Origin of the sequence: Micromonospora humida (genome assembly GCF_016901255.1) — a bacterium.
Classification (GTDB): Bacteria; Actinomycetota; Actinomycetes; order Mycobacteriales; family Micromonosporaceae; genus Micromonospora; species Micromonospora wenchangensis.
In genome coordinates, this window is the sequence record NZ_JAFEUC010000015.1 from 199991 (window position 1) to 221992 (window position 22002).

Here is a 22002-nt window from a genome sequence, read left to right on the forward strand (position 1 = left end):
GAAACGTGTTTGCTTCGACGGGAGCGGGGCATCCCGCCGCATGTACCGGGTGGAGCAACTCATCGGTGGGGTGTGGGGCGCGGGCGGGGCGGGCGGTGAGCTGACCGTCGTCGATCCGGCGAACGGCCGGCCGGTCGGCACCGTGCCGGTGGCGACGGCCGACGAGGTGGCCAAGGCGGTGGGGGCGGCCCGGGAGGCGGCCGCCGGGTGGGCGGCGATGCCGGCGGCCGGGCGGGCGGCGCTGCTGCACGAGGCGGCGGACGCGGTGGCGGCGGCGGCGCAGGAGCTGGCCGCCGCGACGACGGCGGAGATGGGCAAGCCGTTGGGTGACGCCCGGGGCGGGGTGGCGGCCGGTGTCGGCACCCTGCGCCAGTACGCCGAGCTGGGTCCGCTGCGCGGCGGCCGGACCCTGCACGGCGACGGTGACGCGATCGACTTCATGCTGCCGCAGGCGCGGGGCGTGGTCGCCGCGATCACCCCGTGGAACGACCCGGTGGCGGTCTCCTGCGGGCTGCTCGGCGCGGCCCTGGTCACCGGCAACGTGGTGCTCTACAAGCCGAGCGAGCGGACCCCGGTCACCGGGTGGCTGCTGGCCCGGCTGTTCGACGGGGTGTTCCCGGCGGGCGTGCTGTCCCTGCTGACCGGGGGTGCGGAGGTGGGTGCGGCGCTGGCCGCGCAGCCGGTGGAGGTGGTGGCGCACGTCGGGGCCACCGCGACCGGCCGGGCGATCGCGGCGGCCTGCGCCCGCACCGGGGCCAAGGCGCTGCTGGAGAACGGCGGCAGCGATCCGTTGGTGGTCGATGCCGGGGTGGACCCGCGCTGGGCGGCCGAGCAGGCGGCCCTGGGGGCGTTCGCCAACGCCGGGCAGCTCTGCGTGGCGGTGGAGCGGATCTACGCGCACCGCGACGTCGCGGAGGACTTCGTCGACGCGCTGGTGGAGCGGGCCGGGGCGCTGGTCGTCGGGCCGGGCCGCGACCCGGCGACCGAGCTGGGCCCGCTGGTCGACCGGCGGCACCGCGACCAGGTGCACGGGCAGGTCACGGCGGCGGTGGCGCAGGGGGCGACGCTGCGCGCCGGTGGGGTGCTGCCGGACGGGCCGGGGGCGTTCTATCCGGCGACGGTGGTCACCGACTGCCGGCAGGAGATGTCCCTGGTCCGGGAGGAGACGTTCGGGCCGGTGGCGGCGGTGGTGACGGTGGACTCGTTCAGCGAGGCGCTGCGGTGTGCCGCCGACTCGCCGTACGGGCTGGCGGCGACGGTGCTGACCGGGTCGATGAGCCACGCCCAGCGGGCCTTTCGGGAGCTGCCGGTGGGCACCGTGAAGGTCAACGCGGTGTTCGGGGGCGCGCCGGGTGGTGCCGCGCAGCCGCGCCGGGGCAGCGGCCAGGGCTTCGGGTACGGTCCGGAGCTGCTGGACGAGTTCAGCACGGTCAAGGCGGTGCACCTGCAACCGCCGGCCGGCGGGCACTGGTGAGCCGGGGCCGCCCCGGACCGGGGCGGCCCCGCGTTGCGCGCGTACCCCCGGTCAGTCGCCGCGGGCCTTGCGGGTGGCCCGGTTGTTGGCCTTCTCGATGGCCTTGACCAGTTCCGGCTTGGTCATCCGGCTGCGGCCGGGCACGTCCAGTTTCTTCGCCACCTGCATCAGGTGGTCCTTGGTGGCGTTGGCGTCCACCCCACCGGCGGTGGGGGCCCGGCGGGCGGGGCCACCGCCCTCGGCCTGCCGGTCGCTGGGCCCCTTGCGGCCCTTGGGCTCCCAGTGGTCGCCGACCTTCTCGAAGCTGTGCTTGACGGCGGCGAAGGCGGCGCGGTGCGCCCGCTCCCCCTCGCCGTAGGTCTCCACCGCCGAGTCGTGCGTCTTCTCCCAGGTGCGCTGCGCCTTCTCCGGGGAGCGCCGCAGCGTGCTGGGCAGTACCTCGCGCCCGGGCATCCCGTCCTCCTCCGCGTCGACTTCGTCTGGCTGACCGGACGGTTCCCTGGGCCGGCACCGGCAAACACCGACGTCGGGTTTGTCGATTTCCGCCGTCGGGTACCGCCCCGCCCAGACGCGCGCCGGACGCCGGGTCCGCCGGGTCGTCGGGCGACGAGGAGCCGAGCATGGCAGCGACGACGGAGCCGACCACGGTCGCCGATGACGGACCGCAGCTACGGATTCCCCGGCGGATGCGCCAGTTGAGCTGGTCCACCTGGCGGGGGGTGCTGGTCCGCAGCGGGCGGGGTTTCGTGAAGGACAACTGCGCCGACTGGGCGGCGGCGTTGACCTACTACGGGGTGCTCGCCCTGTTCCCCTCCACGGTCGTGGTGGTGGCCCTGGTGGGGCTGGTCTCCGACGGCGAGCGGACGGTGGACACCGTGCTGGACCTGGCCCGTGACATCGGGGCCGGTTCGGTGGTCGGCAACGAGGGTTTCGTCTCGGTGGTCCGCACGGTGGTCGACCAGCAGAGCGGGACGAAGGTGCTGCTCAGCTTCGGATTGGCGGGCGCGTTGTGGTCGGCGTCCGGCTTCATCGGCGCGTTCACCCGGGCCTCCAACGCGATCTACGGCGTCGAGGAGGGCCGGCCGTTCTACCGGCTGCGCCCGTTGCAGATCGGGATGGCCGCGCTGTCCCTGCTGCTGCTCGCCGTGGTGGCGCTGGGTCTGATCGTCAGCGGCCCGGTCACCGACGCGGTGGGTGACCTGGTGGGCGCGGGCGGACTGGCCCGCACGACGTGGAGCGTCGCGAAGTGGCCGGTGCTGGCCATGGTGATGATGACGCTGTTGTCGCTGATGTTCTGGATCGCCCCCAACGTCCGGCAGCCCCGGTTCCGGTGGCTCACCCCGGGTGGGGCGGTGGCGTTGCTGTCCTGGATCGTCGTCTCCTTCGGCTTCGGCCTGTACGTGGCCAACTTCGGCTCGTACGACGTCACCTACGGCAGCCTGGGCGCGGTCATCGCCTTCCTGGTGTGGTTGTACCTGTCGAACTCGGCGCTGATGTTCGGGGTGCAGATCAACGCGGAGTTGCAGCGCGGACGCCGGTTGCAGGCGGGCGAGGACGACCCGGGTGAGCCGGTGCTGCCGCCGAAGGCCACCGCCGGTTCGTGACCCGTCGGGTTCGGCGTCCGGGTCGGTGTTTCCCCGGGGCGGGCGCGGGTAGCACAACAGACATGGAACGTGGCAGCAGCAAGCACGCACCGAGGGTCGACGACCAGATGAGCCAGGAGGTCAGCGGCCTCGTCCAGGGGTCCGGCGCGGGTGGCTCCCGGGTCGAGGAGTTCCGCGAGGCGGAGCCGGCCGGCGAGGACCAGCCGGGCGCGACCACGGCACCGGCGGGCGACCTGCGCACCGGCACCCCGCAGGGGATGACCTCGGAGGACGTGGAGGCGCGCAGCCGGCTGGGTCGGTTCATCACGATGACGGCCCTGCCCGGGGACCGGTTGACGCTGGTGGCCAACGCGCGGGAGAACGACGCGCCCGACGACCTGGTGGCCGCCCTGGAGCGCCTGCCGGAGGGCACCCGTTTCCAGACGATTTCCGAGGTGTGGGCCGCACTCGGGCACCGGAACGAGACGACGCGTTGGTGACCGGATCGGCCCACGATCCGGACGAGCACCAGCGGCCAGAGGAGGATTTCGCATGAGCGGCGTCATCGAGCACGTGGACGTGTCGGTACCGGTACGGACCGCCTACGACCAGTGGACCCAGTTCGAGGAGTTCCCCCACTTCATGGAGGGGGTGCAGGAGGTCCGGCAGCTGTCGGACACGATGACCCACTGGACGGTGGAGATCGCCGGGGTCAAGCGCGAGTTCGACGCCGAGATCACCGAGCAGCTCCCCGACGAGCGGGTGGCCTGGAAGTCGACGGGCGGCACCCAGCAGGCCGGTGTGGTGACGTTCCACCGGCTCGACGAGGGCAACACCCGGGTGACCCTGCAGATGGACTTCGAGCCGCACGGCGTGGTCGAGCAGGCCGGCGACAAGCTGGGCGTGGTCGACCGGCGGGCCAAGGGTGACCTGGAGCGGTTCAAGCAGTTCATCGAGCGTCGCGGTCAGGAGACCGGGGCGTGGCGCGGGTCGGTCGACCGGCCGCAGCCCTGATTGCCCTCCTCCCCCGACCCGGACGCACGAATCCGACGGCCGCCGGTTCCCCGGCGGCCGTCGCCGCGTCCGGGTCCGGCCGTTTGCGATCATCGGGTCGGGGTACGGCGACGGTATGACGGACAACGACGGCAGGGTGTGGCGGGACGAGCGGAAGACACCGCTGGAGGAGTTGGACCGGGCGATCGCCAGGTCCACCATCGACGGGCAGGCCGACGACCCGACCGGTAACGACGCGGGCGAGGAGGCCGCCTTCGGGCACGGCCCCGAACCGGTGGACCGGGGTGCCGGCCCGCAGACCGGGCGTCGGGAGATGACCGACACCGAGCGCGCCTACCGCCCCTCCACGACGGGACGGACCGGACCCGACACCATGTGACGGTCGGGGTCGGGGTCCAGGTCGGGGTCGGGGTCGGCGGCATGGGGGCCGATGATGCGGTGTCCCGGTCGAACGACACCGCATCATCGACCCAGGAGCCCGGTTGCCCTGGCTGGCCGAGCCCGAGAGGGCGGAAGCGGGCTCAGTGGGTGGGGGGCGGTGCGGCGGTCTGGCGGGCGGCTGCGGCGTGCGCCACCAGCAGCGCCACCGCCAGCACCGTCAGCGCCGGGCCGAGCAGCCGCACCGACGTGTCGCCGAGCAGCACGCCGAGCCCGGCCGGGATGAGGGCCGCCCCGATGCCGGCAGCGCCGATCTGCACGCCGATCACCCGGTCGGCGTGCTGCCGGCCGACCCGTTCGGCGGTGCTCAGGGTGAGCAGCGGGAACACGGGCGCGGCGGCGAACCCGAGGACGACCAGGCCGGCCACCGTCACCCAGCCCGGCCCCGGCAGCGCGATCAGCACCGCGCCGGCCGCCATGCCCAGCAGGCTGCCCCGCAGCACCCGGGCGGTGCCGAGCCGCTCGGCGACCAGCCCCTGCACCACCCGGCCGACGAAGAGGCTGCCCCAGTAGCCGGAGACCGCCACCCCGGCGGCCTCAGCGGACACCCCCCGCCCCTCGGTGAGCAGCAGGAACGCGTAGAGCCCGGCGGACACCTCGATGGCCACGTAGACGGCGAAGGCGAGCGCGCCGAACCAGACGGCGGGCAACCGGAGCGTGTCGGCGATCCGCACCCCCGCCGGGCCACCGTCCGACCCGCCAGGCCCGGCCACCGTCGGACCCTCCACCGGTCCACCACGCCCGGCCACCGCCGGGTCGTCCACCGGTCCACCTCGCCCGGATTCCGCCGGACCGTCGACCGGTCCGGGGTGGCCGGCCGGTGCGACGACGGTGTCGTCGGGCCGCGCACCGACCGTCCGGTCGACCGGCGCGGCGTGCGGCGGCGGGGGGCCGGCCGCACGGTCCCGCCACGCGCCGACGGTGAGCGCGAACGCGGTGGCCAGCGCGAGCTGGGCGGCAGCGGTGACGGCGTACCCCCAGCGCCAGCCGGCCCCGGTGCTCAGCATGGCGGTCATCACCAGCGGGCCGATGGCCACGCCGAGGCCGAAGAAGGCGTGCATCCAGTTCATGTGCCGGGGGCCGAACGCCCCGGCGGCGTACGCGTTGAGACCGGAGTCGATCGCCCCGGAGCCCAGACCGAGCACCAGCGCACAGCCGATCAGCACGGTCAGCGCCGGTGCGTTGGCGTACCCGGTCAGCGCGAGGCTGGCCAGCAGGGTGCTGCCGGCCAGCAGCCGGCCCACGCCCAGCCGGGCGAGGGTGAACCCGGCCAGGACGCTGGAGGTCAGGTACCCGATCGTGCCGGCGGTGAGCACCAGCCCGACCGCGCCGGTCGGTACGCCGAACTCGGTGCTGATCGAGGGCCAACCGACGCCGAGCAGGCCGTCGGGCAGGCCGAGGCTGACGAACGCGAGGTAGGCGAGCAGGAGCAGGGAGGTACGGGGCGGGGCGACGGACACGGAGGCTCATCCTGCCGCATCTCCGGGAACGGGTCGACGTGATTGTCGCCTCCCCCGAACCGGTGGTTTGGAACGCCCGGACGGGCAGTAAACCGGACAGGTCGTCCAGAATCCGCCGTTCGGCTGACGGTAATCCGAAGGGGTCGCGCAAGACTTTCGGGATGCAACAGGGCTCCGGTTTCCTCACCCCTCGTCAGCGTCGCCTGGCCTGGCTCGGCTTCCTGCTCGCCGCCATCCAGGCCCCGGTCTCCGCCAGGTTCTCCTCCGACGACTCGTGGCTGTTCAGCCTCTGCGTCGCGCTCATGGTGGCCACCGTGATCATCGCCGACGACGCCAGCCGTCGTCGCCCGGCCGACGCCACCAGCGCGGACTGAACCGCCCGGCGGCCCCCCGTCACGGGGTCGGGCCGGGGAACTCCCGCTGCGGGCAGCTGAGCGGGCGCGCCGGGTCGATCCGGTGCAGGGCGTACCCGGTGCCCTGCGTCGGGACGTGCGTGCTCGGCGCGCGGTCGCCGATCTGGATCAGGGCGTGCCAGCCGGTGCGCTGCGCGGTGTACCGGGTGCAGCCGTCGATTACCTCGGTGTGCTGCCGGGCCGTCACGGTGGCCCGGCTCTGGACGAAGCTCGTCGGGTCGGCCGGGTCGCTCCCGGCCAGCAGCAGCGAGGACGCGGCCGTCGTGGTGTGCGCCCAGAACGACTCCCCCGCCGTCAGCCAGAGGTCGGCGATGGTGACCAGGTCGTGGTCGACCAGGCTGGAGAAGGTCAGGTCGGGGTCGGACGCGCCGGTGGTGCCGGAGTGCGTCACCGGCGGCAGGGTGATCGTGGTGGTGTCCGTGCGCTGCTGCACCCAGTACGGGCCGGGCGTGTACGCGGTGACCGCTGCCGTGTAGGCACCGAACGGCCGGTGCCCGGCCGTGGAGTCGACCACCACGAAGTCGGTGCGACCGAGCCCGTAGAGGCTGGTGGCGAGCGTGCTGCCGGCGGCGTCGCGCAGGGTCAGGTCCCAGTCGGCGGTGGCGGCGGGTTGGACGGCGACCACCGACCAGTGCCGCTGGTAGGTGCGGTAGGTGTAGTCCTGTGCGGTCCGGGCGATCTGCACGTCGCCGTCGCCGAGCCCGGTGCCGGCCACGGCCGCCCCGGGATGGGCGAGCGGCACGGTCAGGGCCAGGGCGACGGTGCCGGCGAGGCGCACGCCGAACCACCGGCGGGCGGAACGGGACAGAGCCATCGATGGGATTCCTTCCGGGTGGGATCTGGACTGTAGCGACGCCGCACCGCCCGGGGCGTCGTCCCGCGCTGTCGGATATCGGCCCCGCCACGGCGGCCACCGGTGTGCGACCTTGTCGGCATGCCGCCGCACACCGGCACCGGGCCCGGCACCCGCCGTGCTCCGGTCGCCGTACCCCGGCACCCCGACCCCGAGGAGCGCCGACCGTGACGAGACGACCGACGGTGTGGACGTGGCTGCTGAGCCTGCTGGTGGTGGTGGCGCTCACCCCGACCCCGGCGTCGGCCGCCCCGGTCGTGGGCGAGCGGGACGCCCGCGACCTCGCCGCCGTCCGCAGCGCCGCCGCGCAGGCGACGTGGTCCACCGGCCCGGTCGCACCGGGCGTCAGCCAGGGCTGGGTGTGGAACAACGCCAACCCGCTGAATGCCGCCTACCAGGTGGGGTTGTCCCCCACCGGGGCCGGCGACACGACCCCCTGCCAGTTCGAGGTGACCCGGACCTGGTACTCCCGGGAGCCGGGCGGCGAGCGCCGGTTCCACTTCGTGATCCGCAACAGCGGCACGCTCACCTGCACGGCCACCGTCCTGCTGTCCTGGCTGACGCCGACCCACGACTGGTCGACAGGCGCGCTCGCGCCCGGGGCCAGCGGAAACTACGGCTGGGTGGAGCAGATCGCGCCCACCGTGTCGTACCTGCTGGGGGTGACGCCGACCGGGGCGACCGCGACGGCCGCCTGCCAGTTGGAGATCACCCGCAGCTGGTACCGGCAGGAACCGGACGGGGTACGCAAGTTCTACTTCGTGCTCCGCAACATCGGCACGATCACCTGCTCCGGTCAGTTCCAACTCGCCGAGACCGACCCGTCGGCGTCGTGGTCGACCGGGACGCTCGCCGTCGGGGGCTCGGCCACCTGGACCTGGAACAACGCCAACCCGCTGACCGCTGTCTACCTGCCCGGCCTGGCCCCGACGGGAGCCGCCGGGGGCAACGCCTGCCAGTTGGAGGTGACCCGGAGCCGGTACGTGCAGCGGGCCAACCCCGACGGCTCCCGCCAACGGCAGTACGTGCTGACCGTCGGCAACGTCGGGCAGCTGCCGTGCGGCGGCACCGTGCTGCTCGGGTCGTTGACCCCCTGACGCGCCGGGGCGGATTCCGGCACCGCGTCCCGTTGCTGTCCGCCCCGACGCCGCCGGTGGGCGGTGCGCCGTCTGGCCGCCGGGGGCGGATCGGTCCCGGTGGCCGAGGGCCGGTCGACCGGCGGGGGGACCCGTACCGGCCGGCTGGCCGACACCGCCGGGGTTACCGGGTGGTTAACCTCGGTCCTCATGCGAGTGCCGTACCCCCAGGTCGCGACCCAGACCGCCGTGCGCGCGGCACGCTCCCACCTGGCCCTGCTCAGCGCCTCGGTCGGTGCCCCCGGCCTCGCCGCCGCCGCGGCCCGGCCCGGCCTGCTCGCGCTGGTCGACCAGCACGCCGCGGCCATCCGGGACAGCCTCGACGGTGACCGCCAGCCGCTGACCCCGGCCGCCCTGGCCGGCTACGCCGAGGGGGTGCGCGACACCGCCCGCGCGCACGGCCTGTTCCCCGAGGGCGCGGCGGACTTCACCGCCCCGGACTGGGTGCTGGTCCGCCTGCTCGCGGTCTGCGCCCTGGCCCGCACCCTCGACCCCCGGCACCTCGACCCGGCCTGACCGGAAGCACGCAGGCAGGGTGCCCGCGCCGTGCGCGGACACCCTGCCTGTAGGTGTGCTGTCGACTCAGCTGCCCGGACGGCCGAACTGCTGGGTCTCGTCGCCGGAGCCGGACTGGTAGGTGCCCCGGCCACCGGCCATCGTGCGGGCCTCGTCGACGCGCGGCATGGCCTGCGTCCGCTCGCCGCCCCGGTCGGCCATCTGCCGGCTCATGTCACCCTGCCCGGCCGCGCGGGCCCGCCGGTGCTCCTGGACCGCCCGCGACTCCTCGGCCGCCCGGTCCAGCCAGCCGTCCCAGCGGGACTGCATCGGCTTCACCAGACCACCGCCGACACCGACGATCAGGATGCCGGCCACGGTGGCGAGCACCGCGATCAGGACCGGCGTGGTGACCGTGGTGGCGATGCCGACCTGGTTCAGCGCGGCGATCACCCCGAGCGCCAGGATGAAGACGGCAGTCAGGTCGGCCAGCACCTTGCCGTACGACAGGCCACCGAGCGCACCGGAGACCAGGTCCCGCACGGCGTTGGCGATGGCGGCGGCCACCACCACGATGACGATCGCGATGAACGCCCGTGGCAGCCAGGCCACCACCCCCCGGATGAGGTCGCTGATCGCGTTGGGGCCCCACACCCCGAACGCGAACTGCAGGGTGAACAGCAGCACCGCGTAGTACGCCAGGCGGGCCAGGATGTCACTGGCGTCGTACTTGGTGCGTTCCAACGCGCGTCTGATCCCGCCCCGTTCGACCGCCCGGTCGAAACCCACCCGTTCCAGCGCCGCGTCCACGATCTTCAGTACCGCGCGGGCGATGAGCCAGCCCACCACGAGGATGACGATGAACGCGATGGCTCTCGGCACGAACAGCAGCACCGATCGCCACATGTCGGTCAAGGCGCTACCGATGTCGACCTGCCTGACCGCAAGGGTTTCCGGCATGATGTCCCTCCTGTCCAATGGACTGCGCCGCCCGGTTACCCGTCCGCCGCAGCAGCACGCCGGAGAATCCGCACCGATTTTCCCGACATGTCTATAGAAAAGTGGCCGGAACTGCACGAAGGTCGGCGTCAGTGGAGGCGCCGGGCATGATCGGGTCGTCCGGGCCGGCTCCGGATAGGCTGCGGGCATGCCAGGCACGGTCGGGCGGGTCCCGACGTCACCAACCCCCGCACCGGGGCCGGCCGGGGTCGAACCGGAGGCGACGGCAGTGCCCGCCCACCCGTGGGCCGACACCCCGCTGGGCCCGCAACAGGGTTGGGACGTGACCATCCGCGTCCTGGTCGACGTGATCCTGTCCTGCCCCGTGCCGATGGCGCTGCACTACGGCGACGACTTCGTGCTGCTCTACAACCAGGCGTACGCGGAGGTGATCGGCGACCGGCACCCGGACGCGATGGGCCGGCCCGCCCCCGAGGTCTACGCCGACCTGTGGCACGCCCCCGGCGTCGGCGAGGTCATCGAGCGCGCCTACCGGTACGGCGAGTCCTTCCTCCAGAAGGAGTCGGTGCTCCCCGTCCACCAGCAGGGCACCGGCGAGCACACCGTCTTCACCAGGGGTCACTCCCCGGTCCGCGACAGCACCGGGCGGATCGTCGGCGTGCTCACCGTCGCCGCCCAGACCAGCCAGCTCACCCAGCAGTTGCAGAGCCTGTCCGACTTCGCCGCCGCGCTGTCGGGCACCCTCACCCTCGACGACGTGGCCCGGGTGACGCTGCGCTACGCGCTGCACTCCTTCGACGCCGACCAGGTCTCCTTCGCCGTCGACGACGGTCCCGCCTGGCGGCTGGTCCGCCGGATCCGGGGCGAACTGCTCGACGAGGCCGACGAGCGGCTGCCCCCGCTGTGGCGGCCCGTCCCGCCGGACACCACCGCCCCGGTGGTGGTCGGCGCGCGCAGCGGGGTGCCCTTCTTCGCCGGCGACGGCCAGCCGCTGCGGGACACCGCCGTCGACCGGCACGACCAGAAGATCCGTTCGCTGGCCGCGTTGCCGCTGCGCTCGTCGGTGATCCGCGGCGGCCTCGCCGTCGGCTACCAGGCCCCGCACGGCTGGACGGCGGCGGAACGGGCGCTGCTGGCCGCCTCGGCCGAGCTGGTCGGTCAGGCTGCCGAGCGCGCCCGCCGGTTCGAGACCCAGCACGGCACCGCCCAGCTGCTGCAACGCAGCATGCTCCCGGAGCAACTGCCGGCGCTGCCCCGGCTGCGCATCGCCGCCCGCTACGACCCCGGTGTCGACGGCAACGCCGCCGGGGGCGACTTCTACGACGCGTTCCTGCTGCCCTCCGGTGACCTGGGCGTGGTGCTGGGCGACGTCGCCGGGCACGACGTGCAGGCGGCGGCCCGGATGGGGCAGGTACGCGCCGCGCTGCGGGCGCTGGCGCTGACCGATCCCCGCCCGGACGCCGTGCTGGCCGGGCTGGACCGGCTGGTGGCGAGCCTGGGCACCGAGACCGGCACCCACGAGCTGTTCGTGACGGTGGCCTTCGGGGTGGTCGACGCCGACCGGGGCGAGATCACCCTGGCCAGTGCCGGTCATCCCCCGCCGCTGATCCGGCGGACCGGGCCGGACGGCGTCGCCACCGCCGACTTCGTCGAGCTGCCGACCGGCGCGCCCCTGGGGTTGGGGTGCCGGCCGCCCACCGCGACCGTGCCCTTCGCCCCCGGCGACACCCTGCTGCTCTACAGCGACGGGGTGGTCGAGCGGCGGCGGCAGAGCCTCACCGCCGGCCTGGCCGGGTTGGCGGCGGCGGTAGCCGGGGCGGCCAGCGGTGACCCCCGGGCGCTGTGCGCGGTCGCCACCGGCGCGGTCCCCGGCGCCACCGAGGACGACGTGGCGGTGCTCGCGGTCGAGCACGCGCTCAAGCCGAGCCGGTCGGCCGGGATGGAGATGCCCGCCGAACCGACCGCGCCCAGCCGGGTACGCCACTGGATGACGGCACAGCTCGCCGAGTGGCAGGTGCCCGAGGCGGTGATCGGCGCGGCCGTGCTGTGCACCAGCGAGCTGACCACCAACGCGTTGCTGCACGCCGGCACCGCCGCCCGGGTGGAGATCGACCTGAGCCCGGAACGGCTGCTGGTGTCGGTGGCCGACTCGGGCACCCGGGGCACGGTGACCCGCGCCCAGACCGACACGCTGAGCAGCCGGGGCCGGGGCCTCGGGCTGATCGAACAGCTCTCCGACGCCTGGGGCACCGACCCGACGGTACGCGGCTCGACGGTCTGGTTCGAGATCCTCCTGCCTCCGACCTGACCGCCCGTGCCGGTGGGTCCGACCCGGCCGGCGGCCATCGGCGGCCAGTGATCGACCGCCCGTGCCGGGACAAGCCGGACACCCAGGCTTAGCCCGGCCGGTCACGGGGCACAGTCCCACCCCCGCCCACGCTCGTGGCCGGGGGTGAGAGGCGGTCGGGGTGGAACTGGTCGATGTCGAGTTCGCGCTGGTGGGCGTGGGTGCCCTGCTGGCCGGGGTGCTCCCCCGCCTGTTGGAGCGTCGTCCGCTGTCGATGCCGATAGCGTTCCTCGGCCTCGGGATGCTGGTCTTCGCCCTGCCGATCGGGCTGCCCGCGCCCGACCCGCTGCGGTACCCGCAGGTCGCCACCCACCTGACCGAGATCGGTGTGATCGTGGCGTTGATGGGCGCCGGCCTCAAGATCGACAGACCGTTGAGCTGGCGGAAATGGTCGTCCACCTGGCGGCTGCTGGCGATCGCGATGCCGCTGTGCATCGCGGCGGTGGCGCTGCTCGGCTGGTGGTGGGCGGGCCTGGTGCCGGCCGCCGCGCTGCTGCTCGGCGCGGCCCTCGCCCCCACCGACCCGGTGCTCGCCTCCGACGTGCAGGTCGGCGAGCCCACCGACGCGGAGGACTCCGAGGACGAGGTGCGCTTCGCGCTGACCTCCGAGGCCGGCCTCAACGACGGCCTGGCCTTCCCGTTCGTCTACGCGGCCATCGCGATCGCCACCGCCGGGCTTGCCCCGTCGGGCTGGTTCGCCGAGTGGTTCACCGTCGACGTGCTCTACAAGCTGGCAGTCGGCATCGGCGGGGGCCTGCTGATCGGCTGGCTGCTCGGCAAGCTGTTCTTCCGCGCCCCGAGCGAGCTGCGGCTGGCCCGGCACGCCGAGGGCTTCCTCGCGCTGGCCGCCACCTTCCTGGCGTACGGGCTGGTGGAGGTGATCGGCGGGTACGGCTTCCTGGCCGTGTTCGTCGCCGCGCGGGCGATCCGGGCCGCCGAACGGACCCACGAGTTCCACGCCGTGCTGCACGACTTCGCCGAGCAGACCGAACGGCTGCTGACCGTCCTGCTGCTGCTGTTGTTCGGGGGCGCGGTGATCACCGGCCTGCTCGCCCCGCTCACCTGGCAGGCGGCAACGGTCGGGCTGGCGCTGGTGTTCGTCATCCGGCCGCTGTTCGGTTGGCTGTCGCTGCGCGGCGCACCGGGTCGCCCGGCGGAGCACTGGGTGATCTCGTCGTTCGGCATCCGGGGCGTCGGCTCGTTCTACTACCTGGCGTACGCCACCACCAAGGCGGACTTCGCCCAGGCGGACCTGATCTGGGCGACGGTCGGCCTGGTGGTGGTCGTGTCGGTGGTGGTGCACGGGATCGCCGCGACCCCGGTGATGCAGTTGCTGGACCGGGCCGGTGAACGCACCGCCGACCCGTCGGAGCGGGGCCGGCGCGACGAGCCGGCCCTGGACGCCGCCCGAAGCTGACCGGGCACCGGACCGCGCCGGCCGCACGGTCAGGTGAGCCGGCGGGCGAGTTCCCGGCCCAGGTCCCGGCCGGAGCGCCAGGCGCTCTGCACCCGGGGCCTGCCGAAGGCGTCCCCGGCCAGCCCGACCAGGTCGTCGTCGAGGAAGAACCCGCCGTCGGGGTCCGGCTCGACCGGCCGGGCGTACGTCCACCGGTGCACATGGGTCAGTTCGGCCGGGTCCGGCAACCCGAGCAGGTCCCGCACGGCCTCCTCGATCGCCGGGCCCGCCGCGCCGGGCTGGGCCAGGTGCCCGGCGGCAAACTCCGGCGTGGTGTGGGCGACCAGCACCGGGGCGGCGTCGCCCCGCCGGTCGCCGTCGTCGCAGACCAGGGCGAGCACCGGGTGGTCGTTGACGAACGCGCCCCGGAAGTCGGCCCACCGCCGGCCGGGGAAGCGCAGCACCGCCGCGAGCACCGGCGACCACCGCTGCCGGCCGGCGGCCCGGGTGACCCCGGCCAGCGCCGGGTCGAGCAGCAGGGCGGCCTGCGGCCCCGGGGTGCACAGCGCCACGGCAGCGGCGGACTCCCCGTCCACCACCGGCCCCGGTGCGACGCCCGACACGAACCGGTCCACGGTCACCGGCAACTCCCGGGCCAGCTCCTCGACCAGGGAGCGCAGGCCGCGTGGAGCGGCCCAGCGGACCGGACCGGGCACCTCCCGCCGGCCGTCCGGGCCGTACGCGACGAAGGTGTCGGTCCACTCCCGCACCAGCCCGGCGGCCTGCCAGCGCCGGACGACCTCGGCGAAGTCCGGGTCGTCGGCGGTCAGGTACGCAGCCCCCAGGTCGGCGGGGCGGCCGTCGAAGCGTCGGCTGGCCATCCGGCCACCGGGCACCCGACCGCGTTCCCGGACCTGCACCGGTACGCCCGCCCGCGCCAGCTCCCCGGCGCACGCCACCCCGGCGATGCCGGCACCCACCACGATCACGTCCGTGTCCACCTGTTGATCGTAGGCACCGCGACCGGCATGAGCGGGCGACCGGCGGGGTATTGGCACGGCTGTTCGAGGAGAGGTGAACGTGATGACCGACCGCAACGACCAGCAGCCCGACCCACGTGGGGCGATCAAGGACCCGGAGGAGTGGGTGACCGGGGACGAACCGCCGACCGCCGCCCAGGAGTCGTACCTGCACACCCTCGCCCGGGAGGCCGGCGAGGAGGTGCCGGACGACCTGACCAAGGCGGAGGCGTCCCGGCGGATCGACGAATTGCAGGAGGAGACCGGCCGGGGCCGGTGACCTCAGCGGGGTGGCAGGCGGTGCAGCACGACCCGGTCGAGCTGTCCCGCCGCCACCTCGGCGGTCAGGTACGTGGCGTACGGCTGGGCCCGCCGGTCGGTGGGTGAGCCCGGGTTGAGCAGCCGCAGGCCGCCCGGCGCGACACTGTCCCACGGAATGTGCGAGTGGCCGAAGACGAGCAGGTCACGGTCGGGAAACCGGGTGGCGCAGCGCTGTTCCCGGCCGGTCTTCGGCCCGGTCTCGTGCACCACCGCCACCCGCAGGCCCGCCAGCTCCACCTCCGCCACCTCGGGCAGCCGGGCCCGCAGGTCGGGGCCGTCGTTGTTGCCGTACACGCCGACCAGCCGGCGGGCCCGGTCGGCCAGCCGGTCGAGCAGCTCCACCTCGACCCAGTCCCCGGCGTGCAGCACCACGTCGGCGGCGTCCACCGCCGCCCAGACCTCGTCCGGCAGGTCCCGGGCGCGCCGGGGCAGGTGGGTGTCGGCGATCATGAGCAGCCGCATCAGGCGGGCCTTCCGGGCGGGGGCCGGGCGCGGCCGGCCGGCTCAGGCGCCCTGACCCTGATTCTGCATCAGGCCGCCGTCCATGAAGTACGTCGACCCGGTCACGTAGTCGGCGTCGTCGCTGGCCAGGAAGACGGCCAGCCGGGCGATCTCGACCGGCTCGGCGGCCCGCTTCCACGGGATGCTCTGCACCTGCTCTTCCAGGTATTTCGGGTCGTCGATGGCCTCCTGGTTGAACGGGGTGAGCACCATCCCGGGTCCGATGTTGTTGACGTTCATCCGCATCGGGGCGACCTCCAGGGCGAGGCTCTTGGCCAGTTCGAGCATGCCGCCCTTGCTGGCGTCGTAGTCCGCCCCGCCGGCCCGGGCGACCTCCTGGTGGATCGAGGTGATGTTGATGATCTTCCCACCGCCGCCCTGGTCGCGGCGGTGCCGGACGAACCGTCGGCAGCAGAAGAACATCCCGTACAGGTTGGTACGGATGCACCGGTCCCAGGTTTCGGTGTCCAGGTCGGCCACGCCGATGCCGGAGGCGTCCACCCCGGCGTCGTTCATCAGCACGTCAAGCGCGCCGAACGCCGCCAGCGCCTCGTCGAACATCGCCTCGACCTGGTGCTCGACGCTGATGTCGCCCTGTACCACCACCGCCCGTCGGCCGGCCTTCTCGATCTCGGCCCGGGTGTGGTTCGCGCCGGCGTGGTCGTGCAGGTAGTGCACCACCACGTCGGCACCCTCCCGGCCGAACTCGATCGCGGTGGCCTGGCCGATACCCGAGTCCGAGCCGGTGATCAGGGCGGTGCGGCCGGTCAGTCGTCCGCTCATCAGCGTGTCCTCTCCGTCGGTCCGTGCCGGTCGGCACGGCTCACGTCGACGTCGCCACGACGTCGGTGCCGGTCGTCACGAAATGCGGCCGGTCGGTGGCGAGGTCGCGTCGTCGTTCGGCGATGTCGGTGAGCAACCCGGCCGCGTTGATCAGGCCGATGTGCGAGAAGGCCTGCGGGAAGTTGCCCACCTGCTCGCCGGTGACCTGGTCGATCTGCTCGGCGTAGAGGCCGAGGTCGTTGACCCGGCCGGCGAGCTGCTCGAACAGCCGGGTGGCCCGCTCCTGCTCGCCGGCCAGGGCCAGGCAGCTCGCCAGCCAGAACGAGCAGATCACGAAGCCGGCCGGGTCACCGTCCCAGCGGCGCAGCAGCCCGTCGCGGGACAGCCGCCGCTCCACCACGTCGATGGTGGAGCGCATCCTCGCCTCGGCGGCGGGCAGGAACCCGACAAGCGGCATGAGCAGCACCGAGGCGTCCAACCGGTCGGAGTCGAAGGCCCCGGTGTACGCGCCCAGCCGGTCGTTCCACCCCCGCCGCAGCACCGCCGCGCGGACCTCGTCGCGGGCCCGCGTCCACCGCCCGACGTCGGCCGGGTCACCGAGCCGGTGACCGAAGCGGACCGCCCGGTCCAGTGCCGTCCAGCACTGCACCTTCGACGACAGGTAGTGCCGTTCGGCGTCGCGGGACTCCCACATGCCGGAGTCCGGCAGGTGCCAGGCCCGGACCGCCTGGTCGGCCAGGGCGCGCAGCAGGTGCCGTACGTCGGGCGACATCGGGTCCAGGTAGTGCCGCATCAGCCAGGCGGCGTCGAGGATCTCGCCCAGCACGTCGTTCTGCCGTTGGGTCCAGGCGTCGTTGCCGACCAGCACCGGTCGGCTGTCGGCGTAGCCGCGCAGGTGGTCGAGGGAGTGTTCGGTGAGGTCCCGCTCCCCCTCGACGCCGTACATGATCGGCACCCGGCCGTCGTCGATGCGGCCCATCGCCCGCGCCACCCAGGAGAACTGCCGGTCGGCCTCGTCCGGGCAGGCGGACCGCCACAGCGCCTGGAGGGTCAGGCTGAAGTCGCGGACCCAGACGTAGCGGTAGTCGTAGTTACGGTCGCCGCCCACCTGTTCCGGCAGCGAGGTGGTGGCCGCCGCGACTATCGCGCCACTGGGCTGGTAGGTCATGCCCTGCACCACCATCGCGCTGAGGCGTACCTGGTCGCGGTACAGGCCCCGGTAGTCGTGCAGGTCGGCCCAGGAGCGCCAGCCGGTCACCGCGTCGGCCACCACCCGGTCGGCGTCGGGCAGCGCCGGTTCGCCGCCGTCGTAGGTCGGGGCGTACCCGAGGGTGAGCCGCAGGGTGTCCCCGGCCCGGACGGTCGCGCGGCCGACGGCGTCGCCGTGCCGGCAGGCCAACGGTACGTCGGAGCGCAGGCTGAGCCGGCACGCGCCGGCCCGCGCGTCGATCACCCCGTCGGCGTGGGTCAGGTACGCGGTGACCCGGCCGTACTCGAACCGGGGCGCGAACTCGACGCGTACCGGCACCTCGCCGGAGAGCCCCTCGACCAGCCGGGCGAGCACCCGGGGCGAACGCAGGCCGATGTCGTGACCCCGCGCCCCCGGTTCGAGGGCCAGCGCGTCGGTGACCGCCACCGAGCCGGTGCCGGTGTGGAAGACGGTACGCAGCACCAGCGAGTCGTCCAGATAGGAGCGGGACACCCGGACGTCGTCGCCCTCCGGGGCGATCGACCAGTGCCCGGCCCGGTCGTCGAGGAGCCGCCCGAACACCGACGGGCTGTCGAACCGGGCCGGGCACCACCAGTTGACCGAGCCGTGCCGGTCCACCAGCGCGGCGCTGCGCCCGTCGGCGAGGAACCCGTGCTCGCTGATCCGTCCGCTGTCCACAGGGCGGGTTACCCGGGCTCCTCGTACCGCATGCCTCGCCCGGCGGGGTTGTCCCCGCGGCCCGGATTGCCGGGCCGCTCCTATTGCCGGGCCGCCGGGTGTTATCCCGGCGGGTCGGCGGGAACGCCGGTCGTTGACGAAGGAGGAGCCATGACCAGAGCAGCGAACCCGACCGCCACCTGGCGCCCCGGGATGCCGGGCGGCGACAACCTCCCGTCCGGTCCGGCCGGCCGGCCGGCGACCCCACCGGGGGACGGACACGGCCCGCAGGCCGGTCCGCCCACGGTGACGATCGGTGCGTACCCGGACTACCCGTCCGCGCAGCGCGTGGTGGACTACCTGGCCGACAACCGGTTCCCGGTGGAGCACACCGCGATCGTCGGGACCAACCTCACCCTGGTGGAGACGGTGCTCGGCCGGCTCACCACGGGACGCGCCGCCCTGCTGGGTGCCGGCACCGGCGCGTGGTTCGGTCTGTTCATCGGCCTGTTGTTCGGCATCTTCACGGTCGGCAACTGGCTCGCGGTGATCCTGGTCGGACTGGTGATCGGCGCGATCTGGGGTGCCGTGTTCGGCGCGGTGGCGCACGCCATGTCCGGCGGCCAGCGCGACTTCACCTCGGCCAGTTCGCTACGCGCCGGCCAGTACGCGGTGACCGTCGACGCCGCCCTGGCCGACCAGGCGCGGCAGATGCTCGGCCGGATGCACCTGACCCCGACCGGGGCCACGGCCCGCTGACCCGTCCGACCCCGCCGCCGTCCCGACGCGCCCAGCGCCGGGGCGGCGGTCGCGCCGGGGCGGCGGTCGCGCCAGGGCGGCGGTCGCGTCGTCGGCCCCTGACCGGGGCGGGCGGCCCGACCACGACACGCCGGGAGCACCCGTCACCCGGGCAGCGAGGAATGCCCCGGCCGACGGGGGGCCTGAGATTTCTGGCTAGCGGGACGCCCGCGCGAAGTCCACGAACCCCCGCCACGCACCCGGCGCGAACGCCAGCGTCCCACCCTCACGGTCCTTCGTGTCCCGCACCAGGACGACGCCGGGCAGGTTGTCGGCGACCTCGACGCACGCGCCGCCGTTGTCCCCGCTCTTCGTGCTCTTGCGCCACCGCGCGCCGGTCAGGTCCATGCTGCCACCGCTTTCCTGATGAGGTCGAGAGACTGCGACCGGGGTAGGGCCTCGCCGACTATGCGGGCCCACCTACGTTCAAGGCTAGCGATCTCTGCCGCGTCGTCAATGATGTGTGCGCTGGCCGGACCGTCCTGGTGCGCCATCCGCGCACCGTCCGGCAGCTCGGCCAGGATGAACGGACCGCCCATGCCCAGGTAGATGGGCGTGTCGAGCGGTACGACGTGCACCTGCACGCACGGCAGTTCGGCGCAGGCCGCGAGGTGTTCGCACTGCTCGCGCATCAGCTTGCCGTCGCGGCCTGCACGCCGCCGGAGGACCGCTTCATCGATCACCGCGACGACGAGCGGAGGCTCTGGCCGGTGGAGGATCGCCTGCCGCTGCATCCGTGTCGTCACCAGTTCGTCGACCTCTTCGGGGGTGGGTGTCGCCAGCGCCAGCGTCGCCCGCGCGTATGCCTCCGTTTGCAGGAGTCCCGGCACCCACGCGAGTTCGAACCATCGCAGCTCGACCGCCTCGCGCTCGATGTCCACCCATCGTCGGAACCAGACCGGCTCGTGGCGCTTCACCGCATCCGGCCAGAGGTCCAGGACGTCGCGGCCCAGGACCGCCGCGACCTTGGCGCGATGCCGGGTCTGCGGGATGCTCCCGTGGCGTGCCCACCTGGCTGCGGTTTTCGGGTCGACCCCGACCTGAGCTGCCAGACTCTCGGCGGTCTCCCCGGTCTGCGCCATGGCCTCTTTGACTGCCAGATTCATCCCGCTCCCTCCCACGTTGCGGCCGAACGTTATGAACGTCTGCCTGCATATTGCTACGCGGTGTGTTTGCTCCACAACCCTCGGCAAGGTGGAGTCCAGAGCGGCGCCGCCGGTTGGAGGGGAGATCCGCCGGCCGCGTCTGCTGCGGGGGCCGTCTCCTGTGGAGGGGCAGGAGGCGGCCCCCGTTCCATCCACCGCTACGAAGGGGGAGCACCATGCCGGACACGCCGGAGCCCGACCGCCCACCGCCGCCCGAGCCGCACCGCAAGCCTGACGACGACCCACCACCGGCACGCCCGTCGGTGCCCGGCCCGATCGGGCCGTTCATCCCACCATGGCGAGGCCCCGGCCGGCTGGCGAACGCCGTCCCCTGCCACCGCCGGACCCACTGCCACCGCCGGACCCCCCGGCTGGAACGGGAGCCAGCCCGGTGACCCCGCACACGATCCGCCCCGGTGACGTGCTCCACCTGACGCGCGCCGCGAGCGTGCAGTTCATCCGTCCGATCACGGTACGGGTCATCCGGGTGCTCACCGACCGGCACACGTACGACGGTTGGTTGTGGATCGACGCCTACGAGTTGGACGCAGCCGGCGACGCGGTCCGGCGGCGGACCCTGTTCCTGATGCCGGCCGGAGCGACGCGTCTGGAGCCCGGCCCCCGTCGACCGGCTCCGCGCAGGCCGGTCCCGGGAAGGGTCATGGTGGCATGACCGAGCTGCTTCCCGGCCGGCACACGCCGCTACCACCCACCTGGCTCTGCCGGATCGACGCCCACCCGTGGCCCTGCGGGGAAGCGAAACTCGCGCTCCTCGCGGCGTACGCCGACGACCGGCCGGGTCTGCTGACCCTGCTGTCGACGCTCAAGGAGGAAGCCGAAGACCAGCTCACGCAGCTCGACGGCGGCAGGCCCGTGGACGTGACCGACCGATTCCTGACCTGGGCATGCCAGGCCGGCCGCTGACCTCACCTCTCGCCGAGCGGCGGGGCGGGTGGGGCGGGGCGGGGCGGGGACGTGGCAGGGTCAGCGGTCGCGGCGAGGATAGACCAGTTCACCGGCCCGGATCGGTGTGGCGAGCCGGTTCTCCGGGGGTGCCAGCGGGCAGGCCCAGGTGTCGTCGTACGCGCAACTGGGGTTGTAGAGGTAGTTGGCGTCGAGGCGTACCCGGTGACCGGGGAGCACGGTGAGTCCCCGCCCGAAGGTCCCCTTGACCGTGTCGGTGAGGTACCGGCCACCGCCGTACGTCTCCCGGCCGCTGGTGCCGTCGCGGACCGGGACGAACAGTCCCCCGCCGTACGCCTCGATCCACCACAGGGTCAGCGGCCCCCACGGGGTCTCGGCGACCGCCAGCCGCCGGTAGCGGACCACCCCGTCGGGGCCCCCGGTGTCGATGGTCTCGGTGCCGTGGGCGGGTCGCAGCAGGGCCTCGACCACCACCGCCGGGTCCGGTGGGAACCAACCGAGCCCGGGGAAACCGGCCCGGTCGGCGGCCGGCAGCGGGCTGGCCGGGTGACTGCGGAACAACTCGTCCCGGGCGGCCCGGAAGCCGGCCAGGTCGGTGTCGGACAGGTAGAGCGCGGCGGTGCGTTCCCGCCAGTCGAGCACGTCGAGGTCGTCCACCCGTCGACCCTAACCAGCCCCCGAACCCGACCCACCCCTCTCCCACCCTGAGCCGTTCTCCCCCCGAGCCGCTGCCCCCGGTGATCAAGAGGTTCGCGTCAGTATCGGGCTGAACGATGACGCAAACTTCTTGATCACCGGGGACACCGCCGGGACACCGCGCCCACGGGGCGGTGATCAAGAAGTTTGGGGCGGAAATCGGCTCAACGGTGACGCAAACCTCTTGATCACGGGACGCTCCACCGGGACACCGCGCCGAGCGGCGGTGATCAAGAAGTTTGCGTCAGCATTCGGGCGGCGGGTTCGACCGGTCTGTGCAAGTGATCGTTGATCACGGTATGGATCGGTCGAAGGAGTGGGGATGGCGCGGGCGCATGTGTTGACAGCGGGTCATCGGCAGGTGATTGAGCATCTGTGG

The 22002-nt window shown here is 73.6% G+C and carries 25 protein-coding genes; 14 read left to right on the plus strand and 11 right to left on the minus strand.

The genetic code is table 11. The features are described 5' to 3' along the window. The first annotated feature begins 40 nt into the window (after positions 1-40). Positions 41-1474, plus strand: a complete 1434-nt coding sequence (locus JQX11_RS26675; protein WP_204927685.1) for an aldehyde dehydrogenase family protein — start codon at positions 41-43, stop codon at positions 1472-1474. A 51-nt stretch (positions 1475-1525) separates the two neighbouring features. Here JQX11_RS26675 and JQX11_RS26680 read toward each other — a convergent pair whose 3' ends face one another. Continuing rightward, positions 1526-1927: a ChaB family protein gene (locus JQX11_RS26680; protein WP_145918831.1), complete on the minus strand. Its 402-nt coding sequence runs from the start codon at positions 1925-1927 to the stop codon at positions 1526-1528. Positions 1928-2094: 167 nt separating this feature from the next. Between JQX11_RS26680 and JQX11_RS26685 the strand changes: the two genes are divergently transcribed. The 4 genes from JQX11_RS26685 (at position 2095) to JQX11_RS26700 (ending at position 4450) form a co-directional block, all read left to right on the plus strand. Next, complete coding sequence (locus JQX11_RS26685) at positions 2095-3078, plus strand: YihY/virulence factor BrkB family protein (RefSeq protein WP_204927686.1); 984 nt, start codon at positions 2095-2097, stop codon at positions 3076-3078. Between the two features lie 62 nt (positions 3079-3140). Then, positions 3141-3557: a DUF2795 domain-containing protein gene (locus JQX11_RS26690; protein ID WP_088644065.1), complete on the plus strand. Its 417-nt coding sequence runs from the start codon at positions 3141-3143 to the stop codon at positions 3555-3557. 52 nt (positions 3558-3609) lie between these two features. Next, a complete protein-coding gene (locus tag JQX11_RS26695) occupies positions 3610-4071 on the plus strand; it encodes an SRPBCC family protein (RefSeq protein WP_204927687.1) in 462 nt (153 codons plus the stop codon). Between the two features lie 115 nt (positions 4072-4186). Continuing rightward, the gene (locus JQX11_RS26700) at positions 4187-4450 is read left to right on the plus strand and encodes a hypothetical protein (RefSeq protein WP_204927688.1); all 264 of its coding nucleotides are present in this window, start codon (positions 4187-4189) and stop codon (positions 4448-4450) included. A gap of 142 nt (positions 4451-4592) precedes the next feature. Here JQX11_RS26700 and JQX11_RS26705 read toward each other — a convergent pair whose 3' ends face one another. After that, positions 4593-5969, minus strand: coding sequence for an MFS transporter (locus JQX11_RS26705; protein ID WP_204927689.1), 1377 nt, complete (start codon positions 5967-5969; stop codon positions 4593-4595). A 161-nt stretch (positions 5970-6130) separates the two neighbouring features. On the opposite strand from JQX11_RS26705, the gene JQX11_RS26710 reads away from it, so the two are divergent. Beyond that, a complete protein-coding gene (locus tag JQX11_RS26710; protein WP_204927690.1) occupies positions 6131-6343 on the plus strand; it encodes a hypothetical protein in 213 nt (70 codons plus the stop codon). A 19-nt stretch (positions 6344-6362) separates the two neighbouring features. Here the strand turns inward: JQX11_RS26710 and JQX11_RS26715 are convergent, their stop codons facing one another. Next, positions 6363-7196, minus strand: coding sequence for a hypothetical protein (locus tag JQX11_RS26715; RefSeq protein WP_204927691.1), 834 nt, complete (start codon positions 7194-7196; stop codon positions 6363-6365). Between the two features lie 206 nt (positions 7197-7402). Here JQX11_RS26715 and JQX11_RS26720 point away from each other — a divergent pair, with 206 nt between their 5' ends. Next, the gene (locus JQX11_RS26720) at positions 7403-8332 is read left to right on the plus strand and encodes a hypothetical protein (protein ID WP_204927692.1); all 930 of its coding nucleotides are present in this window, start codon (positions 7403-7405) and stop codon (positions 8330-8332) included. A gap of 189 nt (positions 8333-8521) precedes the next feature. Then, positions 8522-8887: a DUF6401 family natural product biosynthesis protein gene (locus JQX11_RS26725; protein ID WP_204927693.1), complete on the plus strand. Its 366-nt coding sequence runs from the start codon at positions 8522-8524 to the stop codon at positions 8885-8887. Between the two features lie 66 nt (positions 8888-8953). Here the strand turns inward: JQX11_RS26725 and JQX11_RS26730 are convergent, their stop codons facing one another. Then, positions 8954-9826 carry a mechanosensitive ion channel family protein gene (locus tag JQX11_RS26730; protein ID WP_204927694.1) on the minus strand — a complete coding sequence of 291 codons (873 nt, stop codon included), beginning with the start codon at positions 9824-9826 and terminating at the stop codon, positions 8954-8956. A 187-nt stretch (positions 9827-10013) separates the two neighbouring features. Here JQX11_RS26730 and JQX11_RS26735 point away from each other — a divergent pair, with 187 nt between their 5' ends. Continuing rightward, positions 10014-12134 (plus strand): ATP-binding SpoIIE family protein phosphatase, encoded by a 2121-nt coding sequence (locus tag JQX11_RS26735; protein ID WP_204927695.1) that lies wholly within the window; start codon positions 10014-10016, stop codon positions 12132-12134. Positions 12135-12294: 160 nt separating this feature from the next. Next, positions 12295-13590, plus strand: a complete 1296-nt coding sequence (locus JQX11_RS26740; RefSeq protein ID WP_204927696.1) for a cation:proton antiporter — start codon at positions 12295-12297, stop codon at positions 13588-13590. Between the two features lie 29 nt (positions 13591-13619). On the opposite strand, the gene JQX11_RS26745 is transcribed toward JQX11_RS26740, so the two are convergent. Further along, complete coding sequence (locus tag JQX11_RS26745) at positions 13620-14558, minus strand: NAD(P)/FAD-dependent oxidoreductase (protein WP_204927727.1); 939 nt, start codon at positions 14556-14558, stop codon at positions 13620-13622. Positions 14559-14652: 94 nt separating this feature from the next. Between JQX11_RS26745 and JQX11_RS26750 the strand changes: the two genes are divergently transcribed. After that, positions 14653-14868, plus strand: coding sequence for a DUF3072 domain-containing protein (locus tag JQX11_RS26750; RefSeq protein ID WP_204927697.1), 216 nt, complete (start codon positions 14653-14655; stop codon positions 14866-14868). A gap of 2 nt (positions 14869-14870) precedes the next feature. On the opposite strand, the gene JQX11_RS26755 is transcribed toward JQX11_RS26750, so the two are convergent. From JQX11_RS26755 to JQX11_RS26765, 3 genes are read right to left on the minus strand one after another with little or no spacing between them, the layout of a single operon-like run. Further along, positions 14871-15371, minus strand: coding sequence for a metallophosphoesterase family protein (locus JQX11_RS26755; RefSeq protein WP_204927698.1), 501 nt, complete (start codon positions 15369-15371; stop codon positions 14871-14873). Between the two features lie 42 nt (positions 15372-15413). After that, positions 15414-16193, minus strand: a complete 780-nt coding sequence (locus JQX11_RS26760; protein ID WP_204927699.1) for an SDR family oxidoreductase — start codon at positions 16191-16193, stop codon at positions 15414-15416. 40 nt (positions 16194-16233) lie between these two features. Beyond that, positions 16234-18081, minus strand: coding sequence for a glycoside hydrolase family 15 protein (locus tag JQX11_RS26765; RefSeq protein ID WP_204927700.1), 1848 nt, complete (start codon positions 18079-18081; stop codon positions 16234-16236). A 150-nt stretch (positions 18082-18231) separates the two neighbouring features. On the opposite strand from JQX11_RS26765, the gene JQX11_RS26770 reads away from it, so the two are divergent. Then, positions 18232-18819, plus strand: a complete 588-nt coding sequence (locus tag JQX11_RS26770) for a YflT domain-containing protein (RefSeq protein WP_145918815.1) — start codon at positions 18232-18234, stop codon at positions 18817-18819. 195 nt (positions 18820-19014) lie between these two features. Here the strand turns inward: JQX11_RS26770 and JQX11_RS26775 are convergent, their stop codons facing one another. After that, positions 19015-19206, minus strand: coding sequence for a DUF397 domain-containing protein (locus tag JQX11_RS26775; protein ID WP_204927701.1), 192 nt, complete (start codon positions 19204-19206; stop codon positions 19015-19017). Beyond that, complete coding sequence (locus tag JQX11_RS26780; protein ID WP_204927702.1) at positions 19197-19964, minus strand: DUF5753 domain-containing protein; 768 nt, start codon at positions 19962-19964, stop codon at positions 19197-19199. The genes JQX11_RS26775 and JQX11_RS26780 overlap by 10 nt, the downstream gene beginning before the upstream one ends. Positions 19965-20394: 430 nt before the next feature. Here JQX11_RS26780 and JQX11_RS26785 point away from each other — a divergent pair, with 430 nt between their 5' ends. Both JQX11_RS26785 and JQX11_RS26790 read left to right on the plus strand, forming a co-directional pair. Next, positions 20395-20676 (plus strand): hypothetical protein, encoded by a 282-nt coding sequence (locus JQX11_RS26785; RefSeq protein WP_307826363.1) that lies wholly within the window; start codon positions 20395-20397, stop codon positions 20674-20676. Next, complete coding sequence (locus JQX11_RS26790; RefSeq protein ID WP_204927703.1) at positions 20673-20927, plus strand: flavin reductase; 255 nt, start codon at positions 20673-20675, stop codon at positions 20925-20927. Before JQX11_RS26785 ends, JQX11_RS26790 begins: the two co-directional genes overlap by 4 nt. Before the next feature lie 60 nt (positions 20928-20987). On the opposite strand, the gene JQX11_RS26795 is transcribed toward JQX11_RS26790, so the two are convergent. Beyond that, positions 20988-21584 (minus strand): DUF1684 domain-containing protein, encoded by a 597-nt coding sequence (locus JQX11_RS26795; RefSeq protein ID WP_204927704.1) that lies wholly within the window; start codon positions 21582-21584, stop codon positions 20988-20990. Between the last annotated feature and the right edge of the window lie 418 nt (positions 21585-22002).

Coding starts and splice junctions, on each gene's coding strand:
- JQX11_RS26685 (WP_204927686.1), top strand. CDS start 2,095: ATGGCAGCGACGACGGAGCCGACCACGGTCGCCGATGACGGACCGCAG.
- JQX11_RS26710 (WP_204927690.1), top strand. CDS start 6,131: ATGCAACAGGGCTCCGGTTTCCTCACCCCTCGTCAGCGTCGCCTGGCC.
- JQX11_RS26730 (WP_204927694.1), bottom strand. CDS start 9,826: ATGCCGGAAACCCTTGCGGTCAGGCAGGTCGACATCGGTAGCGCCTTG.
- JQX11_RS26675 (WP_204927685.1), top strand. CDS start 41: ATGTACCGGGTGGAGCAACTCATCGGTGGGGTGTGGGGCGCGGGCGGG.
- JQX11_RS26770 (WP_145918815.1), top strand. CDS start 18,232: ATGACCAGAGCAGCGAACCCGACCGCCACCTGGCGCCCCGGGATGCCG.
- JQX11_RS26725 (WP_204927693.1), top strand. CDS start 8,522: ATGCGAGTGCCGTACCCCCAGGTCGCGACCCAGACCGCCGTGCGCGCG.
- JQX11_RS26735 (WP_204927695.1), top strand. CDS start 10,014: ATGCCAGGCACGGTCGGGCGGGTCCCGACGTCACCAACCCCCGCACCG.
- JQX11_RS26755 (WP_204927698.1), bottom strand. CDS start 15,371: ATGCGGCTGCTCATGATCGCCGACACCCACCTGCCCCGGCGCGCCCGG.
- JQX11_RS26780 (WP_204927702.1), bottom strand. CDS start 19,964: ATGAATCTGGCAGTCAAAGAGGCCATGGCGCAGACCGGGGAGACCGCC.
- JQX11_RS26775 (WP_204927701.1), bottom strand. CDS start 19,206: ATGGACCTGACCGGCGCGCGGTGGCGCAAGAGCACGAAGAGCGGGGAC.
- JQX11_RS26695 (WP_204927687.1), top strand. CDS start 3,610: ATGAGCGGCGTCATCGAGCACGTGGACGTGTCGGTACCGGTACGGACC.
- JQX11_RS26700 (WP_204927688.1), top strand. CDS start 4,187: ATGACGGACAACGACGGCAGGGTGTGGCGGGACGAGCGGAAGACACCG.
- JQX11_RS26715 (WP_204927691.1), bottom strand. CDS start 7,196: ATGGCTCTGTCCCGTTCCGCCCGCCGGTGGTTCGGCGTGCGCCTCGCC.
- JQX11_RS26750 (WP_204927697.1), top strand. CDS start 14,653: ATGACCGACCGCAACGACCAGCAGCCCGACCCACGTGGGGCGATCAAG.
- JQX11_RS26760 (WP_204927699.1), bottom strand. CDS start 16,193: ATGAGCGGACGACTGACCGGCCGCACCGCCCTGATCACCGGCTCGGAC.
- JQX11_RS26680 (WP_145918831.1), bottom strand. CDS start 1,927: ATGCCCGGGCGCGAGGTACTGCCCAGCACGCTGCGGCGCTCCCCGGAG.
- JQX11_RS26790 (WP_204927703.1), top strand. CDS start 20,673: ATGACCGAGCTGCTTCCCGGCCGGCACACGCCGCTACCACCCACCTGG.
- JQX11_RS26690 (WP_088644065.1), top strand. CDS start 3,141: ATGGAACGTGGCAGCAGCAAGCACGCACCGAGGGTCGACGACCAGATG.